The organism is Actinomarinicola tropica (assembly GCF_009650215.1).
GTDB classification, from domain to species: Bacteria; Actinomycetota; Acidimicrobiia; order Acidimicrobiales; family SKKL01; genus Actinomarinicola; species Actinomarinicola tropica.
In genome coordinates this window covers 1,006,689-1,023,005 of record NZ_CP045851.1, presented here as the reverse complement: position 1 = coordinate 1,023,005, position 16,317 = coordinate 1,006,689, and the positions used below count along the sequence as shown (strand labels likewise).

The window sequence follows — 16,317 nt, the reverse complement described above, 5'->3', positions numbered from 1 at the left end:
CTCGACCGGGTGGAGATCCGGTTCTGGACCGACGACAAGCGACGGTCGTGCACCTGGGAGGCCGTCCGATCCTCCGGCACCCGCCTGCGGGGCCCGACGATGGCGGCCGGCGGCGACGTCCCCCACGACCTGGCGACCCTCGTCGTCGAAGCGGCGCTGCACATCGAGCACGGCTTCTGGGGCTGCCTGGCCGAGGGGGCGACCTTCCGGGGCATCAGCCGACGCCGCACCGACCGGGGCAAGGGCGTCATCCGCGCCCACCTCGCCGACCTCGACGCCGCCGAGGAGCGGGTCAACGCCGAGCACTTCGGCTGGCGTCGCGGCGACACCGTCGAGGCCGGCGACGCCCTCGACGACGCCCTCGACGCCTGGCGCGTCCTCCAGCCCGGCGACGAGCTCGTCCTCCACTGGCCGCCTCCGGAGTGGAGCGCCCGGTCCCGCCCCCGGACGGGACGGCGGGCTCAGACCGGGAGGGCGTAGGCGACGATGTTGTCGTCGTAGCTGCGCAGCTCCCGGTTGAACGCCCCGCCGCAGGTGATCAGCACCACCTGCGGCTCGCCGCTCACGGCGAAGAGCTCGGCGGTGGGCAGCTCGTCCTTGTCGTACTGGCGGATCGCCACGACCTCGAACGTGCGCACCGAGCCGTCGTCGTAGCTGACGTCGAAGCGGTCGCCGGGCGTGGCCCCGGTGAGCCGACGGAAGACGCCGTCCTGCCCGGCGTAGGCGACGTGGGCGGCGAGCACCGACGACCCCTCCGCCCCGGGCGTCGGGCCGTAGCGGTACCAGCCCACCTCCCGCGCTCCGGGGATCTCCATGTCGCCGTTGGTGGCGACGCCCACCGACAGGACCGGGGCGTCGGCGCCGATGGCGTCGTAGCGGAGCCCCACCGGGACGGGACCGATCGCGGCCTCCGGCAGCGTGGCCGTCGAGCCGGCGGGCTCGACGAGCGCCGCGAGCTCCGAGGTCGGGGGCGGTGTCGCCGGAGGCGAGGTGGTGGTCGTCGAGGCCGTGGGCACCTCGCCCGCGGGGGCGACGCGGCTCTCGCCGCCGCCCCCGCACGCCCCGAGGAGGAGGGCGGCGACGACGACGGCGAGAGCGGTGCGGCGCACGGTGTTCGGGGGGAACCGGTTCAGGGCTCAGCCCCGACGACGGGCCAGGGCCGGCCGGGCGGCGAGGAGCCCACCGGTGGCGGCGATGGCCAGGGCGGCCAGGCCACCGACGAGCAGCAGCGGGGTGCCGGACTCGATCGGGGTGTCGCCGGTCGGGACGCCGGTCGGAGCGGCGCCGAGGCCGGTGATCTGCTGGACGTAGAGGTCGAACGTGCCGGCCTCGAGGTCGCCCACGGCGTAGAGGATGGTGTTGGCACCGGCGGTCACGGCCGGCTCGGAGCCGAGGATGTCGGCGACGGAGGCGATGACGTCACCACCGGCGGCGGCGATCGAGGCGGGCAGCGGGCCGGCCGGGAGATCGGCCGAGACCGAGTTCGGGTTGCTCAGGTCGGTGAACGGGCGGGCGTCGCCGACCACGATGTCGACCGCGGGGGCGGCGGCGGTGTGGCGGACCGTGATGCGGCCCTCGCCGGCGGCGATCTGCGAGGTGTCGTTCTCGAACGGGGTGATCGTCGGGGTCCCGTCGGCGCCCAGGTGGGCCACGACGGTCCAGTTGCCCGAGGCGGGCACGTCGAGGGAGGGGACCTCGATGACCGCGTCGGTCGCCGGGTCACCACCGGCCGGCACGACTTGGATGTTGGCGAGCGTCTGGCCGGCGAAGGACGAGAGGTCCTGCATGTCGGCGGGCTGGAAGTCGCCGATGACCTCGGCGCCGTCGACGTAGACGTCGACCGGGGTGTCGGGGATGCCGTGGAGCAGCATCACGGTGGCACCGGACTGTGCCTGGGCGGGAGCGGCGAACGCAGCGACCGTGAGGAGGCTGAGCACGCCGAGGAGGATCTTTCGCACGGTGGTTGCTCCTGTCGTGGGGGTGTGGGAGGGACGGTGTTGCTGGCCCCTCCTTCGCATGACGCATGCCACGCGGATGCACCCCGTCCGAGATTCCTCCTCGGAGCCGCATCCCGTAGCGTCGAGGCGTGCCCCTCTACCTCGTCCGCCACGCGCACGCCGGTCGCCGCGACGCGTGGGTCGGCCCCGACGGCCACCGCCCGCTCAGCGACAAGGGTCGGCGTCGGGCCGACGAGCTCGGGCAGGAGCTCGCCGATCTCGGCATCGCCCGCATCCTGTCGAGCCCCCTCATCCGCTGCGTCGAGACGATGGAGCCGCTGGCGGCCCGGCTCGGGCTGTCGGTCGAGCACGACGACGCTCTGCGGGAGGGCGCTGCGCTGGCGGCGGGCATCACGCTCGTGGAAGGCCTGGCCCGCGAGGGCACGGTCGCGGCGCTCTGCTCCCACGGCGACGTCATCCCCGAGCTCCTGGCCGGACTCGCTCGGCGCGGCGCACGGCTCGACCCCGACGGCGCGTGCCCCAAGGGGTCGGTGTGGGTGCTGCACGTGCGCGACGGAGAGGTGGTCGAGGCGGACTACGCCGGGCTCGGTCCCCTGCCCCGCGGCTGACCGTCGCTACTCGGAGCCGCCCTCGTCGGCCGGGGCCAACCCGTCGAACACCCCAGCCTCCGAGAGGACGGCGCACTGGTCGATCGACGCCGGATCCTCGATGTCGAGCGGGGCGGGCGGACCGGCCACCTCGGGCACGGCGTCGCGCAGCTCGGTGAGCTGGTCGATGCTCTCCCGGAGCTGCTGCTGCTCCACGAGGTCGACCATCTCCTGGAGCGGGCGGGCGTCGTCGAAGGCCTCGAGCTCGGCCGACGCCTCGTCGGGACGGCAGAGGCGGTTGAGGGCGATCGCCCGGAACACACGGGCGTCGGGGTAGGCGGGGTCGATGGCGACCGCGTCCTCGAGGTTCGGCCACGCCTGCTCGACGAAGGTCATGCCCTGGAGGTCCAAGCGCAGGAGGAACCACCCGCGGTAGGTCAGGGCCTCGACGTTCGCCGGGTGGTCGGCGAGGATGCCGTCGTAGCACTCGAGCACCTCGACCGGACGCTCCGAGGTGTTGCTCAGCTGCAGGCACGAGGTCAGCTGCTGGCCGACGCTGAGCACGACGCCGCCGGAGATCTGCTGGCCCTGGGACCGGTCACCGGCCATGCGGGCGACCGCGAACCCCGCGAGCCCGGCGACGAGGAGCACCACCGCGCTGATGGCTGCGAACCGGGCGAGCGATCGAGGACGCTGCGCCTCGGCGATCGCCGCCTGACGACCCTCGATGGCGTGGATGACCGCGGCGGCCCGGGCCGTGTAGTCGTCGCGCAGCGTGCGGTGGTCCTCGTCGGTGACGTCCCCGACGGCGTGCTCGCGGTCGAGGTCCTCGATCGAGCGGAGCAGGAAGTCCCGCTCCTCCTCGAGCGCCGCGAGCGCGTCGGGGTCGAGCAGGTCGCGCCGGGCCGACGGGCTCATCGCTCGCCGTGCCGCTCGCGCAGCGCCTGGTCGACGAGGGCGCGGTCGGCCGCGTCGACCTCGACATCGGGACGCGGCGTCCAGCGGGCGAAGGCGTAGGCGAGCCCGGCGAAGGCGAGGATCCCGACGACGACCGGCAGCACCCACACGAGGCTCGACGCCCCCGATGCCGCTGGCGTGAGCACGTACTGCGAGCCGTAGCTGTCGGACAGGGCGCGCAGCACCTGGTCGTCGCTCTGGCCGGCCTGGACGCGCCGGGTGATCTCGGCGCGGATCTCTATCGCCGCCCCGGCGTTGCTGTCGCGCACCGCCTGGCCGTCGCACACCGGGCAGGCGAACCGACCGGTCAGATCGAAGGCCCGCTCGGCAGCCGTGGGCTCGTCACCGCCGACCGTGCCGACGACGAGGGCCACGACGACCACGAGGGCGAGCGCGGCCCACGAGGCGGCCAGGAGCGGGCGACGACGGATCACGTGCCGGAGCCTCGCAGCTCGGCCAGCGTGCCCTCGAGGTCGTCGAGGGTGACGCCGCCGCGGAAGTGGTGCACCACCACGCCCTGGGGCGACACGAGGAACGACTCCGGAACGCCGGTCACGCCCCAGGACACGGCGATGGAGCCGACGTCGCCGCCCACGACGACGGGCCACTCCCCGCCGTTCTCGGCGAAGAAGGCCGCGATGTCCTCACGGGAGTTCTGGAACGCGACGCTCACAACCTGCACGTCGCCGACCTCACGGTGCGACTCGTCGAACGCCACCAGGTCGGGATGCTCGACCTGGCAGGGCACGCACCACTCGGCGAAGAAGTTGACGAGGACCCAGCGACCGCGGTGCTCGTCGATGTCGAAGGTCGAGTCGTCGAGCGTCTCGCCGGTGATCGCGGGCGCCGCACGGCCGAGCAGCGGACTGCGCTCGGGCTCCCGGCCGCCGCCGGGATCGCCGAGCGCGAGCACGGCGACGAGGGCGACCATCACGATGCCGACGACGATCGAGGCGACGAGCGCGGTGCGGCCGCGGGGCCGAGTCGCGGCGACGGCGTCGGGTCCGGTGTCGGTCATCGGGCGGCTCCGATCGTGGCGAGCGGGGCGGACACGGGGTCGGTCGGTCGGCGACGGCGACCGGGGAAGGCGGCGAGCAGGGTGCCGAGGGCCATCAGGCCCGCGCCCGTCCACATCCACGAGATCAGGGGCTGGACGACGGCACGGATCTGGACCGGTCCGTCGGGCCAGTCGCCCACCGAGAGCGTGACCGCGACGTCGCGGTCCCAGCTCGTCTTGACCGACGGCGTGGGGATGGTCTGGCCGGTGGCCTTGTAGACCTCGACGGCCGGTTCGTGCACCTCACCGTCGACGCGCACCTCGGCGGTGGTGAGGAACAGGCGGGGCAGCTCCTCCTCGCGGACCGACAGCAGCTGGAGCTCGTGGCCGGCGACGGTGAACGACTCCCCCTCCTCCAGCCGGGCCTCGCGGCTCACGATGTTGGCGTTGGAGGCGATGATGCCGACCGCGACGAGGATGACCCCGAGGTGCACGATCATCCCGCCGTTCGCCCGGCCCACCAGGCCCCGCCACCCCTGGCGCCGGGTGGCGAGGACCACCTGGCGGAGGGCGGACCCGGCCGCGAAGCCGGCGAGTCCGTAACCCGCGAGGGTGCCGAGGCCCCGCTCGCCCAGGGCGAGGGCCAGCACGAGGACGCCGGCGCCGAGCCAGGCCGGCCACTGCAGGCGCTGGGCCAGGGTCTCGACGTTGGTGGCCCGCCACGGCAGCACCGGGGCGATGGCCATCAGGGTGAGGAGCGCCAGCCCGATCGGGACGCTCATCCGCTCGAAGTACGGCTCGCCGACCCGGATCGTCTCGCCGTTCCACGCCTCGACGACGAGGGGGAACACCGTGCCGAGCAGGACGACGAACGCGAAGGCGCCGAACAGGACGTTGTTGGCGAGGAAGGCCCCCTCCCGCGAGAGCGGCGAGTCGATGGAGCCCGGCGAGCGGAGCCGGTCGCCCCGCCACCCGATGAGCACGACCGAGACCAGGACGATGAGGGCGAAGAACCCGAGCAGGATCGGACCGATCGTCCCGTCGCTGAACGCGTGGACCGAGACGAGCACGCCGGAGCGGGTGATGAGGGTGCCGAGGATCGTGAGGGCGAACGTGGCGCAGAGGAGCGCCAGGTTCCAGACCCGGAGCATGCCGCGGCGCTCCTGCACCATCACCGAGTGGATGTACGCGGTGCCGGTGAGCCACGGGAGGAGCGACGCGTTCTCGACCGGGTCCCACCCCCAGTAGCCGCCCCACCCGAGCACCTCGTAGGCCCACCACGAGCCGAGCGCGATGCCGACGGTGAGGAACCCCCAGGCGAAGAGCGTCCAGCGCCGGGTCTCGAGCAGCCAGCCCTCGCCCACCCGGCCGGTGATCAGCGCGGCGATGGCGAAGGCGAACGGCACGGTGAACCCGACGTAGCCCAGGTAGAGCATCGGCGGGTGGAAGGCCATCAGCGGGTGGTTCTGGAGCAGCGGGTTGGGGCCCTGCCCGTCGAACCCGGCGGGCACCGAGACGCTGACGAACGGGTCGGCCGGTCCCATCATCAGGCCGAAGAAGAAGGTGGCGACGACGAACATCGTCAGCATCGCCCACGCGACGAGGGGGTCCTCCAGGCGGTGGCGGAACTTGCGGGCGACGAGCACCGTGTAGCCGCCGAGGATGAGCGACCACAGGATGATCGACCCCTCGAGCGCTCCCCACAGGGTGGCGACGTTGTAGAGGGCCGGGGTGAGCGACGACCCGTTGTCGGCGACGAACTGCACCGAGAAGTCCCGGGTGATGAGGGCCCGCTCCATCGCCGCCGCGGCGATCACCCCGCCGGCGAGGACCAGCCAGGCGTAGGACGACGCCCGTCGCAGCAGCAGCGGCGTGCCGCGGTGGAGGCCGACGGCGATCGTGACGATGCCGAAGATGGCGCCGAGGAGGCCGATGACGACCCCGGCCGAGCCGATGGCGGCGTTCATGGGGCGGCTGGTTCCTCCGTCTCCCCCTCGGCCCCCTCGGCTCCGTCGCCGGTCTCGGTGTAGTCCTGCGTGCGGTCCGGGTTCTCCTCGACGTACTGCTCCTCGTGGCGCACGAAGAACGTGTCGCTCGCGAAGAACCAGCCGTCGTCGGTGGGCACCCCGTCGGACGGCCCGGGCGCGTCGGTCTCCCCCACGCGCGCCCAGTGGCCCTCGAGCACGACCGGGATGTTCTCCTGGAACAGGTCGGGCGGGTCCCCCTGGTGGGCGATCGTGACGTCGACCTCCCCGTTCGAGATGACGAAGTCGACACCGGTGGCGGTGGGCACGATCGAGTCGGTGACCACCCGGCCCTCGATGCGGAAGCGGCGATCGCCGAGCGAGTCGCGCTGGGCGACGGCCTCGTCGGCGGTGCGGAAGAAGAGCGTGGCATCCCCGAGGCCGTTGACCACGACGACCACCAGCCCCACGACCACGACGGCGAGCGCGAGCAGGGCCCACGGCGCGCGCCGGCGGCGACCCGCGTCCCGGGGCGCTCGGGGCGTGAGGTCGGTGAGGGTGTCGGCGTCGCCCGAGCCTGCCTCGTCGTGGCGGTCCGGGTCGCGGGTCAGCTCGTCCATCGACGGCGCTCCGGCGGGACCTTGGCGCTGAGCCGGCGGCCGCGCACCACGACCGAGGCGGTGTAGAGGGCGAGCACGACGAGCGACGCGCCCCAGCCCATGTAGATGTACGACATCTGGCTCATCGGGCACCGGCCTCCCGGCTCTCGGCGAGGGCCTCGGCCCGACGGGCCTCGATGGCGTCGTCGAGCCAGGCCGACTCCACCTGGTGCTCGAGCCAGGCCACCCGGAAGCGGTGCAGCAGCAGCCACACGAAGAGCAGGCTGATCGCGACGAAGCCGAAGACCATCGTGAACATCAGGAGGTCGCTCGTGCCGAAGTCGAAGTTGCGGTCGAGCAGGGTCGGGTCCTGGTGCAGCGTGCGCCACCACTGGACCGACTGGTGCACGAGGATGACGTTCGGCACGAGCAGCACGCCGAGCACCGCCGCCCGGCGGGACCGGACCTCGGGGGCGGCGTCGATGCGGTGCAGGGCCAGGTAGCCGAGCAGCATCAGGAAGAGGATGGCGGTCGAGGTGAGGCGGGCGTCCCAGACCCAGTAGACGCCCCAGGTCGGCCGACCCCAGATGGCACCGGTGACCAGGGTGAGCAGCGTCATCACCGCGCCGAGCTCGACCGCGCTGTGGGCGAGCAGGTCGGAGCCGACGGTGCGCTTGCGCAGGTGCTGGATGCTGGCGCCGGTGGCGATGAAGCACGCCAGGTAGGCGGTCCACGCCAGGGCGGGGTGCAGGTAGAGGAGCCGGACGAGGTCGCCCTGGATGGCGTCGCGCGGCGAGGCGACGAAGGCGAGCCACAGGAGCACCGCCATGGCCACGAGCACGACGACGCCGAGGACGCGGCTGGCCTGGGAGCCGGTGCCGAGGGGCGCCGCAGCGGTGGAGGGCTGGGCGGCGGCGGACGCCTGGGTGGTGGTCACGATTCCTCCAGCAGGGACCCGAAGGTGAGGATCCCGACGCCGGTGTAGACGAGGGCGAACACAGCGAGCAAGTTGAACCAGGGCCATCCGTCGGACGGGACCCCGTCGAGGGCGGCCTCGAACGCGCGGGTCGCACCGATGAGCACCGGCGCCAGCACCGGCAGGAGCAGGAACGGGAGCAGGGTCTCGCGGACGCGCAACCCGGCGGCGAGGACGCCGTAGAGGGTACCGGCCGCACCGATGCCGGCGGTCGCGGCCACCGAGGTCCCGAGGAGGAGCAGCGGAGCGGACAGGTCGCGCCCGAACAGCACGACGACGCCGACCATCAGGACCGCCTGCACGACGAGGAGCTGGACCGCGAGCGCGGCGAACTTGCCGAGGAACACGCCGCCCGGCGCCAGGCCGGCCAGACGGAGGGCGTCGCGCACCCCGTCGCCCGACTCGAGCGAGAAGGACCGCTCCACGGCGAGCACGGTGACGAAGAGCACCGCGACCCAGTAGAGGCCGGGCGTCGCCCGCTCGAGGGCCGGCCCGTCGGGGTCGAGCGCGAAGGCGAAGAGGACGAGCACCAGCAGGGCGAAGGGGAGGATCTGCCCGGCGGTGACCTTCGAGCGCAGCTCGATCCGCAGGTCCTTCCCGGCGACGAGCAGCGCGTCACGGAGCACGGTCGGCCTCCACGGTGAGCCCCGGTCGGTCGTCGGCGGCGATCGTGCCGCCGGTGATCGTGACGTGCCGGGGGGCCAGGCGCACGGCGCGGTCGAGCTCGTGGGAGGCGAGCAGCACCGTCGCACCGGCATCGGCCGCCTCGACGACGAGCGCGTCGATCAGGTCGCGGCCCTCGCTGTCGAGACCGGCATGGGGCTCGTCGAGCAGCCACAGCTCGGGGCGGCGAGCGACGAGGACCGCGAGGGCGACGCGGCGGCGCTGACCCGTCGAGAGCCGCGACACCTTCACGTCGGCGAGTCGGCCGCCCAGACCGAGCCGCTGCATGGCGCGGCGGGCGTCGCCGACGTCGGCGCGAGCCGCGGCGGTCCAGAACTCGACGTTGTCGGTCACGGTGAGGTCGTCGTAGAGGAAGGTGGCGTGCGCGAGCAGGCCGACGCGCACCCGCACCGGCGTGGGGTCGGCCGCGAGGTCGACGCCGAGCACCCGCGCCTCGCCCGACGCCACCGTCTGGAGCCCGGCGCACAGCCGTAGGAGCGTCGTCTTGCCCGCGCCGTTCGGCCCCTGGAGCATGACGATCTCGCCCCGTTCGACCGTGAGGTCGACGCCGGCCAGCGCCGGGAAGCGCCCGAGGAGGCAGACCGCGCCGCGGAGGTGGATGACGGGTTCCATGGGGCGGTGGAAGGCTACCGGCGCGCTCCGCGCCACGGCCAAGCGCCTCTAGCCTCGGCGCCCGTGCCGATGCTCCCCCTCTCCCCCCGCACCGCGACGGTCGTGCGCGGCATCGGTCGCACGCTCATCGGCGCCGGCACGCTGCTCCTGCTCTTCGTCGCCTACCAGCTGTGGGGCACGGGGGTCGCGCACTCCCGTGAGCAGGCGCGGCTCGAGGACCGGTTCGACGCCCAGCTGGCCGAGGTCGGTCGGATGCTCCCCGACGACGACGCGTCGACCGGGGACCCGCCGCCGGACGAGTCGACGACCACCACGCTGCCGCCGGAGCTGGTCGCCGCCCTCGACCCCTCGCCCGGCGATCCCGTCGCCCGGCTCCGGATGCCGACGATCGGCGTCGACGAGATCGTCGTGCACGGGGTGGGTGTGGCCGACCTGCGCAAGGGGCCGGGCCACTTCCCCGACAGCCCGATGCCCGGCCAGCCGGGCAACGCGGCGATCGCCGGCCACCGCACCACCTACGGGCAGCCGTTCCACGACCTCGACCGCCTGGCCCCCGGCGACGAGATCCACGTCGACACGCTCCAGGGGTCGTTCACCTACCGGGTCATGCCGCACGAGGGACCCGAGGGCGACGAGCGGGGCCACTTCATCGTCCCGGAGACGGCCGTCGAGGTGCTCGACGACGCCGGCGACGACCGGCTCACGCTCACCGCGTGCCACCCGAAGTTCTCGTCCCGCCAACGCATCATCGTCACCGCGGAGCTGGTGGACGAACCGGCCGCGCCGCTCCCCGACGCCGAGCGGCCGGGCACCGACGACGCCGGATCGGTCGACGCCCCGGGGCCGGACCCCGCTCCCGGCGACGGGGCGGCGGCCGACGAGGACTTCGGCGAGGGCCTCGGCGGGGACCCCGACGCGCTGGTGCCGGCCGTCGCCTGGTCGGCGGCGTTCCTCGTGGCACTGGCCGCGACCGCGCTCGTCGGCCGCCGCTGGCGGCGCTGGCCCGCGTACCTCGTCGGCGCCCCGCTGATGGCGGTCCCCCTCGTGGTCGCCTTCGCCCACATCGACCGCTACCTTCCCGCCTACTGATGTCTGCCCGCACCCCCCTCCACCGACGCCGCGGCGCGGGGCGGACCGCCGTGGCGATGCTGGCGTGCAGCCTGATCCTGGCCGCGTGCAGCGACGCCGACGGCGACGGATCGGCCGCTCCCGCCACGTCGACGACGTCCACCACGGTGTCGACCACCACCTCGACGGCCCCCACCACGACGACGACCGAGCGCGAGGGCCGGGCCTTCGTCACCGCCACCACGGTCGCGCCCCTGGTCGCCCCGTCCACGACGGTGCCCGACGAGGGCACGGTCGCGCTGTCCGAGCTCGCCGCCGGCGACTGCGCCGACCTCCCCGGGCTGGGGCTCGACGAGTCGGTCGAGGTGACGACCGCCGAGGTCCTCCCGTGCGAGGATCCGCACGGCGTCGAGATCTACCTCGTCACCTCGTTGAACGACGACCCGGCCGCGTCGTACCCGGGCGACACCGCCGTGATCGCCGCCGCCGACCAGGTCTGCCTCGACGGCTTCGAGGCCTACGTCGGCGCGGCGTACCTCGACTCGTCGCTCGAGATCGTCCACATCCGCCCCGATGCCGGCATCTGGGAGGACGGCGACCGCCGGGTGCACTGCGGGGTCCACGACCGCGACCTCGAGCCGCTCACGGGCACCGTGCAGGGGTCGGGTCGGTGAGACCACGAGGGATCGCCGCCCTCGCGTGGGCGACCCTCGCGTCCTCGACGCTCGCCGCCTGCGCCGACCACGTCGGCGACGACCTCCGTCGCGGCGCCGCCAGCCTCCCGCCCGCCATCGAGGAGGAGATCATCGCCGGGGGCACGACCACGACGACGGTCCCCCCGGCGCCGGTCGACCCCCGCACGCTCGAGGTCGGGGCGTGCATGGACGACGTGGACGACGAGGCGGGACGCCCCCCACCCGGCGTGGACGCGCTGCTGTCCGGTGCCCAGGTCGTGCCCCGGACGTGCGCCGAGCCGCACCGCTACGAGGTCTACGCCCGCATCGACCTCGGCGCACCGGACGCACCCTGGCCCGGCGCCCCCGCCGTCGCGGAGACGGCCGACCGCGCCTGCACCGACGCGTTCGAGGCCTTCGTCAACGGAGCGTGGGAGGACTCGACGCTCGACCAGGTCGCCCTCCTCCCCGACGAGGGGGCGTGGATCGACGGGGCGCGGAGCGGCTCCTGCGTCCTCTTCGACCTGGGCCTCGTCCCCCTCGAGGGTTCGATGCAGGGCAGCGGCCGCTGACTCAGGTCGGGTCGATCACGGCGAGGACGGTGCCGTCGACGACCTTGTCCTCGGGCGCGACGCGCACCTCGGCCACCGTGCCCGCCACCGGCGCCCCGACCGGGATCTCCATCTTCATCGACTCGAGGACCACGACGTCGTCGTCCAGGGCCACCGTCTGGCCGACCTCGACGCGCACCTGCCAGACGTTGGCGCTCAGCTCCGCTCTCACCTCGACCACGGGGAGATCGTAGGCCGACCCGGCATCCCCGAGCGCAGGGGGGTGCGCCGGTAGCGTCGGGGTCCGATGACCGTCATCGTCGGCGCCCTCGTGATCGGCTGCGCGATCGGTCTCTGCCGCGGCGGGCGCATCCGGCACCTGACCCGGGTCGATCTTCGGTGGGTGCCGCTCGGCGCCTTCGGCGTCGCCGCCACCACCTGGGCGAGCGTCGGCGCCTCCCGGGCGCCCGAGCTGCTGCTCGCCACCGGTCTCGTCGCCACCGGGGCCGCCGCCCTCCGCAACGCCCGGATCGTCGGGTTGGGCGTGGCCGGCGTGGGCCTCCTCCTCGTCGCCGCGCCGCTCCTGGCCAACGGTGCCGTCCCCGTCGACCGCGACGCCCTCGTCCACGCCGGCCAGGCGCTCCCGGCCGCGCCCGGCGACGAGCTCCCGGGTGGGCGGCGACTCGCGGACGACACGACGCTCCTCGCCCCGCTCGGTGCCACGATCCCGGTGCCCGAGCTCGGGCTGGTCCTGTCCTTCGGCGACCTGATCGCCGCGGTCGGGGTGGCCGACGCCGTGCAGGTCTCGATGCGCCGACGCCGACCCGGCGGGGTCCCCGTGGCCGAGATCTTCGCCGCCGACGCCGCGGGGTCGAGCCCGGCGGTTCGGCGCGAGCGGCCGGTCGAGGTGCGCCCCGGTCGGCCGGTGCCCATCCCCATGGGGTGGGGCCGCCCCGACGACGAGGGCGCGGACCTGGTGGCGGCCCGACCCGGACGGGAGCCCCGCGCCCGGTCGGAGCGCGCCGCCGCGCACCGCACGAGCAGCACCCACGTGCCGTGGCCCTGGCGCCGCACCCCGCCGCCCCGGCCGCACCACCCGACGATGCGGGTCGGGCGCGACGGCACCTGACGTGTCGCGCTGCGCCATCGTCTCGTTCCGCCTCGGGCTCACCGACGGCGTCTCGATCGTCGCCGCCACCTGGCGGCGCGCCCTCGGCGAGCTCGGCTACGACGTCGTCACGGTCGCCGGGGAGGGGCCGGTCGACCGCACGGTGGCGGGCCTGGCGATCGACGCGCCCGAGCCGCCCTCGACGGGAGAGGTCGAGGACGCCCTGGCCGACGTCGACCTCGTGGTCGTCGAGAACCTGCTGACCATCCCGATGAACCTCCCGGCGTCGCTCGTGGTCGCCGACGTACTGCGCGGTCGTCCTGCCCTCCTCCACCACCACGACCCGCCGTGGCAGCGCGAGCGCTACGCGCACATCACCGCCCTCCCGCCGAGCGACCCGGCCTGGCAGCACGTCACCATCAACGAGCTGACCAGGGTCGAGATGGCGGCGCGGGGCATCGCGGCGCGGTGCATCTACAACGGGTTCGATCCCGACCCGCCCCACGGTGACCGCGACGGCACGCGGCGCCGCCTCGGCGTCGCCCCCGACGAGGTCCTCCTCGCCCACCCCGTGCGGGCCATCGCCCGCAAGCGGGTCGACGTGGCGCTCCGCATCGCAGAGCAGCTCGACGCCACCTACTGGCTGCCCGGCCCGGCCGAGGAGGGCTACGCGCCGGAGCTGGAGCGCCTGCTGTCGGGCGCCCGGTGCCGGGTCCTCCGCGAGGAGGGGCTGGCGGTGGAGCACCTCTACGCCGCGTGCGACGCCGTCGTGTTCCCGTCGAGCTGGGAGGGGTTCGGCAACCCGCCGGTCGAGGCGGCCACGCACCGCCGACCGGCGATCGTCGGCGACTACCCGGTCGCCGCCGAGCTGCGCGCCCTCGGGTTCCGGTGGTTCCCCGCCGACGACCCCGAGCCCGTCGCCCGGTACCTCCGGTCGCCCGACCCGGCGATCCTCGACCAGAATCTCGAGGTGGTGAGGACCCAGCTGTCGACCGACGTGATGACCGAGCGGCTCGGGTCGCTCCTCGCCGACGCCGGGTGGGCGCCGTGAGCCCCGACCGGGAGCACCCGCTCGACCCCATCCTCGCGAAGCGGCAGCAGATCGCCCGTCTGGTCGAGATCGGCCAGCGCGTGGGCTACGGCCTGTTCGCGGTCGCCATCGTGGGGTTCGCCATCGGCTTGGCCACCGGCTGGAACGACACGTTCACCGTCGTCGTGATCGGCTCGCTCCTCGTCGGCTCGGTCATCCTCGCCCCCGCGATCATCTTCGGCTACGCGGTGAAGGCCGCCGAGCGCGAGGACCGCGAAGGCGGCCACCACACCCACTGACCGCCGGTCCGTACGGTGTACGGTCTGGCCCACTCACCGACATCCCAGGGGGACCACGACGCGATGACCGACACCACCCACACCACCGGGACCGCCAGGGCCGCGGTGCTGAACGCCGTCGACACGCCGCTGCAGATCCGTGACGACATCTCCGTCGCCGCCCCCAAGGAGGGGGAGGTCCGGGTGAAGATGGCGGCGTCGGGCGTGTGCCACTCCGACCTCTCCGTCCAGAACGGGACGATCCCGCTCGCCACCCCGCTCGTCCTCGGCCACGAGGGCGCCGGCGTCATCACCGAGGTCGGCCCCGGCGTCACCGACCGCGCCGTCGGCGACCACGTCGTCCTGTCCTTCGTGCCCCAGTGCGGCGAGTGCTACTTCTGCACCCGCGACCAGGGCTACCTCTGCGAGAAGGGCGGTGCGGTCTCCCTCGGCGGGCTCATCGACGGCACCAAGCGCTTCTCCACCCCCGACGGCGAGCTCGGCCAGATGGCCTACTGCGGCACGTTCTCCAACGAGTCGATCGTGCCGGCGATCAGCACCGTCAAGATCCCCGACGACGTGCCCCTCAAGGTCGCCGCGCTCATCGGCTGCGGTGTCCTCACCGGTGTCGGCGCCGCCATGAACACGGCGAACATCCGCCAGGGCGACGCCGTCGCCGTCATCGGCTGCGGCGGCGTGGGGCTCAACGTGATCCAGGGCGCCCGCATCGCCGGCGCCACGACGATCATCGCGATCGACATGTTCGACTCGAAGCTCGAGATGGCGAAGGAGTTCGGGGCCACCGAGGTCGTCAACGCCGGCGACGGCGATCCCGTCGCCAAGGTGATGGAGCTCACCGGCGGACGTGGCGCCGACGTCTCGTTCGAGGTGATCGGCCTCGGCCCGACGATCGAGCAGGCGATCAACATGGCCCGCAGCGGCGGCGAGGTCGTCCTCGTCGGCGTGCCCCGCCTCGAGGTCATGCTCAACCTCAACGCCGCCTTCACGTTCCTCTACACCGCGAAGACGGTGAAGGGCTGCTGGTACGGCTCGGCCAACGTCGACCGCGACGTGCCGAAGCTGATCGAGCTCTACCAGAAGGGCGAGCTGAAGCTCGACGAGCTCATCTCCCGCGAGATCGACGTCGCCGACGTGAACGAGGCGTTCGAGGCCATGGCGAGCGGCGAGGTCGCCCGCTCGGTCATCGTCCACGACTGACCCGATCCGCATACGCACGCGACGAGGCCGGCCCCGCGGGGCCGGCCTCTGTCGCGCCGGGACGGCGGCGCGCCGGGACGCTCAGGCGTCGGGACAGGTCGCCTCGTGGGGCAGGACCGGTCGGGCGACGACGGCCCACTCCTCCCCACCCGAGGTGAAGCGGGTGAGCGCATCGGCGTCGGTCAGGAGCGCCACGAGGTCCTGGACGGCGTCGCCCTCGACGGGCAGGCAGTCGGCGCGGCTGAGCTCGACACCCTCGACGGTCCACTCGACCGGCGGCGCGGGGTCCATGTCCGGCTCGACGCCCATCTCCGACGCGGGACGGACGAGCAGGCGGTAGCGATCGGCGTCGAAGGGCTCGGCCTCCTCGACCGTGCCCTCCCCGACGAGCCCGTTGACCTCGCTGATGAGATCTCGCAGGGCCGCCCGGTTCTCCTGCTGCTCGGGCGTCAGGTCCCCGGCGGCGTCGAGCGGCGGATCGACGGCGTCGCCCTCGAGGCCCGGCTCGGGCAGCGCGTCGACGCCGAGCGCGGTGGCGCGGTGCTCGTAGGTCTCGCCGTCGATGGTGACGGTGACGACGGTGTCGCCGGCGTCGGCGATCGGCGGCTGCCCGTAGTCGAGGTCCGGCTGGTCGAGACCGGCGGCGCGGGCGGCCTCGACGATGGCGTCGACGGTGGCCGCGTCGACCTGCGAGCGCATCACGGCGGGCAGGGCGGGCCCGGGGTAGATGAGGATCTGGGCACCGGGCTGGATGACCGTGCCGTCCTCGTAGACGGCGATCATCGGCACGCCCTGGAAGCTGGTCTCCACCGTCGTGAAGGCGCCGACGAGGTCGACGAGGAGGACCGGTTCGCCCGGCCCGTCGGTCGACCCGTCGCCGTCGTCGGCGGGGTCGGCGGTGTCCTCGGAGCCGGCTCCCGTGCCGACGCCGCTCTCGTCGGCGGGGTCGTCCCCGCACGACGCGGCGACGAGCGCGACGAGGGCGAGGAGGGCGATCGTGACTCGACGGACCATGGTGTCTCCTGGGTCGGGGAGGTTCCCGCTCGGCGCGGGCTC

Annotated in this window: 22 protein-coding genes; 9 read left to right on the top strand and 13 right to left on the bottom strand. The window is 73.9% G+C overall.

The window, feature by feature from the left end; genetic code table 11:
- Positions 1-9: 9 nt before the first annotated feature.
- Complete coding sequence (locus GH723_RS05145) at positions 10-480, top strand: hypothetical protein (protein ID WP_153758646.1); 471 nt, start codon at positions 10-12, stop codon at positions 478-480.
- On the opposite strand, the gene GH723_RS05140 is transcribed toward GH723_RS05145, so the two are convergent.
- Both GH723_RS05140 and GH723_RS05135 read right to left on the bottom strand, forming a co-directional pair.
- Positions 462-1,109: a class F sortase gene (locus GH723_RS05140; protein ID WP_153758645.1), complete on the bottom strand. Its 648-nt coding sequence runs from the start codon at positions 1,107-1,109 to the stop codon at positions 462-464. The two genes, GH723_RS05145 and GH723_RS05140, sit on opposite strands and share 19 nt — an antisense overlap.
- Before the next feature lie 27 nt (positions 1,110-1,136).
- A complete protein-coding gene (locus GH723_RS05135) occupies positions 1,137-1,958 on the bottom strand; it encodes a DUF4397 domain-containing protein (protein WP_195210545.1) in 822 nt (273 codons plus the stop codon).
- Positions 1,959-2,086: 128 nt separating this feature from the next.
- On the opposite strand from GH723_RS05135, the gene GH723_RS05130 reads away from it, so the two are divergent.
- Positions 2,087-2,566, top strand: a complete 480-nt coding sequence (locus tag GH723_RS05130) for a SixA phosphatase family protein (protein ID WP_153758643.1) — start codon at positions 2,087-2,089, stop codon at positions 2,564-2,566.
- A gap of 6 nt (positions 2,567-2,572) precedes the next feature.
- Here the strand turns inward: GH723_RS05130 and GH723_RS05125 are convergent, their stop codons facing one another.
- From GH723_RS05125 to ccmA, 9 genes are read right to left on the bottom strand one after another with little or no spacing between them, the layout of a single operon-like run.
- Positions 2,573-3,463: a tetratricopeptide repeat protein gene (locus GH723_RS05125; protein WP_153758642.1), complete on the bottom strand. Its 891-nt coding sequence runs from the start codon at positions 3,461-3,463 to the stop codon at positions 2,573-2,575.
- On the bottom strand, positions 3,460-3,936 hold the full coding sequence (locus GH723_RS05120) for a cytochrome c-type biogenesis protein (RefSeq protein WP_195210544.1): 477 nt from the start codon (positions 3,934-3,936) through the stop codon (positions 3,460-3,462). The genes GH723_RS05125 and GH723_RS05120 overlap by 4 nt, the downstream gene beginning before the upstream one ends.
- Positions 3,933-4,520, bottom strand: coding sequence for a redoxin family protein (locus GH723_RS05115; RefSeq protein ID WP_153758640.1), 588 nt, complete (start codon positions 4,518-4,520; stop codon positions 3,933-3,935). The genes GH723_RS05120 and GH723_RS05115 overlap by 4 nt, the downstream gene beginning before the upstream one ends.
- Positions 4,517-6,466 carry a heme lyase CcmF/NrfE family subunit gene (locus GH723_RS05110; RefSeq protein ID WP_153758639.1) on the bottom strand — a complete coding sequence of 650 codons (1,950 nt, stop codon included), beginning with the start codon at positions 6,464-6,466 and terminating at the stop codon, positions 4,517-4,519. Before GH723_RS05110 ends, GH723_RS05115 begins: the two co-directional genes overlap by 4 nt.
- Positions 6,463-7,083, bottom strand: a complete 621-nt coding sequence (locus tag GH723_RS05105) for a cytochrome c maturation protein CcmE domain-containing protein (RefSeq protein ID WP_153758638.1) — start codon at positions 7,081-7,083, stop codon at positions 6,463-6,465. Before GH723_RS05105 ends, GH723_RS05110 begins: the two co-directional genes overlap by 4 nt.
- Positions 7,071-7,208, bottom strand: coding sequence for a hypothetical protein (locus GH723_RS05100; RefSeq protein WP_153758637.1), 138 nt, complete (start codon positions 7,206-7,208; stop codon positions 7,071-7,073). The genes GH723_RS05105 and GH723_RS05100 overlap by 13 nt, the downstream gene beginning before the upstream one ends.
- A complete protein-coding gene (ccsA, locus tag GH723_RS05095) occupies positions 7,205-7,999 on the bottom strand; it encodes a cytochrome c biogenesis protein CcsA (protein ID WP_195210543.1) in 795 nt (264 codons plus the stop codon). Before ccsA ends, GH723_RS05100 begins: the two co-directional genes overlap by 4 nt.
- Positions 7,996-8,664, bottom strand: coding sequence for a heme exporter protein CcmB (locus tag GH723_RS05090; protein ID WP_195210542.1), 669 nt, complete (start codon positions 8,662-8,664; stop codon positions 7,996-7,998). The genes ccsA and GH723_RS05090 overlap by 4 nt, the downstream gene beginning before the upstream one ends.
- Positions 8,654-9,334 (bottom strand): heme ABC exporter ATP-binding protein CcmA, encoded by a 681-nt coding sequence (ccmA, locus tag GH723_RS05085; protein WP_153758634.1) that lies wholly within the window; start codon positions 9,332-9,334, stop codon positions 8,654-8,656. Before ccmA ends, GH723_RS05090 begins: the two co-directional genes overlap by 11 nt.
- Before the next feature lie 69 nt (positions 9,335-9,403).
- Between ccmA and GH723_RS05080 the strand changes: the two genes are divergently transcribed.
- The 3 genes from GH723_RS05080 to GH723_RS05070 are packed head-to-tail and all read left to right on the top strand — an operon-like array spanning position 9,404 to position 11,648.
- Positions 9,404-10,423 carry a class E sortase gene (locus GH723_RS05080; protein WP_229023243.1) on the top strand — a complete coding sequence of 340 codons (1,020 nt, stop codon included), beginning with the start codon at positions 9,404-9,406 and terminating at the stop codon, positions 10,421-10,423.
- Positions 10,423-11,076 (top strand): septum formation family protein, encoded by a 654-nt coding sequence (locus GH723_RS05075; RefSeq protein WP_153758632.1) that lies wholly within the window; start codon positions 10,423-10,425, stop codon positions 11,074-11,076. The genes GH723_RS05080 and GH723_RS05075 overlap by 1 nt, the downstream gene beginning before the upstream one ends.
- On the top strand, positions 11,073-11,648 hold the full coding sequence (locus tag GH723_RS05070) for a septum formation family protein (protein WP_153758631.1): 576 nt from the start codon (positions 11,073-11,075) through the stop codon (positions 11,646-11,648). Before GH723_RS05075 ends, GH723_RS05070 begins: the two co-directional genes overlap by 4 nt.
- A gap of 1 nt (position 11,649) precedes the next feature.
- Here the strand turns inward: GH723_RS05070 and GH723_RS05065 are convergent, their stop codons facing one another.
- Positions 11,650-11,868: a biotin/lipoyl-binding carrier protein gene (locus tag GH723_RS05065; protein ID WP_153758630.1), complete on the bottom strand. Its 219-nt coding sequence runs from the start codon at positions 11,866-11,868 to the stop codon at positions 11,650-11,652.
- A gap of 66 nt (positions 11,869-11,934) precedes the next feature.
- Between GH723_RS05065 and GH723_RS05060 the strand changes: the two genes are divergently transcribed.
- The 4 genes from GH723_RS05060 (at position 11,935) to GH723_RS05045 (ending at position 15,261) form a co-directional block, all read left to right on the top strand.
- A complete protein-coding gene (locus GH723_RS05060; RefSeq protein ID WP_153758629.1) occupies positions 11,935-12,756 on the top strand; it encodes a DUF5317 family protein in 822 nt (273 codons plus the stop codon).
- Between the two features lies 1 nt (position 12,757).
- On the top strand, positions 12,758-13,786 hold the full coding sequence (locus GH723_RS05055) for a glycosyltransferase family 4 protein (RefSeq protein WP_153758628.1): 1,029 nt from the start codon (positions 12,758-12,760) through the stop codon (positions 13,784-13,786).
- On the top strand, positions 13,783-14,064 hold the full coding sequence (locus tag GH723_RS05050) for a hypothetical protein (protein WP_153758627.1): 282 nt from the start codon (positions 13,783-13,785) through the stop codon (positions 14,062-14,064). The genes GH723_RS05055 and GH723_RS05050 overlap by 4 nt, the downstream gene beginning before the upstream one ends.
- Before the next feature lie 63 nt (positions 14,065-14,127).
- Positions 14,128-15,261, top strand: a complete 1,134-nt coding sequence (locus tag GH723_RS05045; RefSeq protein ID WP_153758626.1) for a Zn-dependent alcohol dehydrogenase — start codon at positions 14,128-14,130, stop codon at positions 15,259-15,261.
- Between the two features lie 81 nt (positions 15,262-15,342).
- Here GH723_RS05045 and GH723_RS05040 read toward each other — a convergent pair whose 3' ends face one another.
- Positions 15,343-16,275: a hypothetical protein gene (locus tag GH723_RS05040; protein WP_153758625.1), complete on the bottom strand. Its 933-nt coding sequence runs from the start codon at positions 16,273-16,275 to the stop codon at positions 15,343-15,345.
- Positions 16,276-16,317 lie beyond the last annotated feature (42 nt).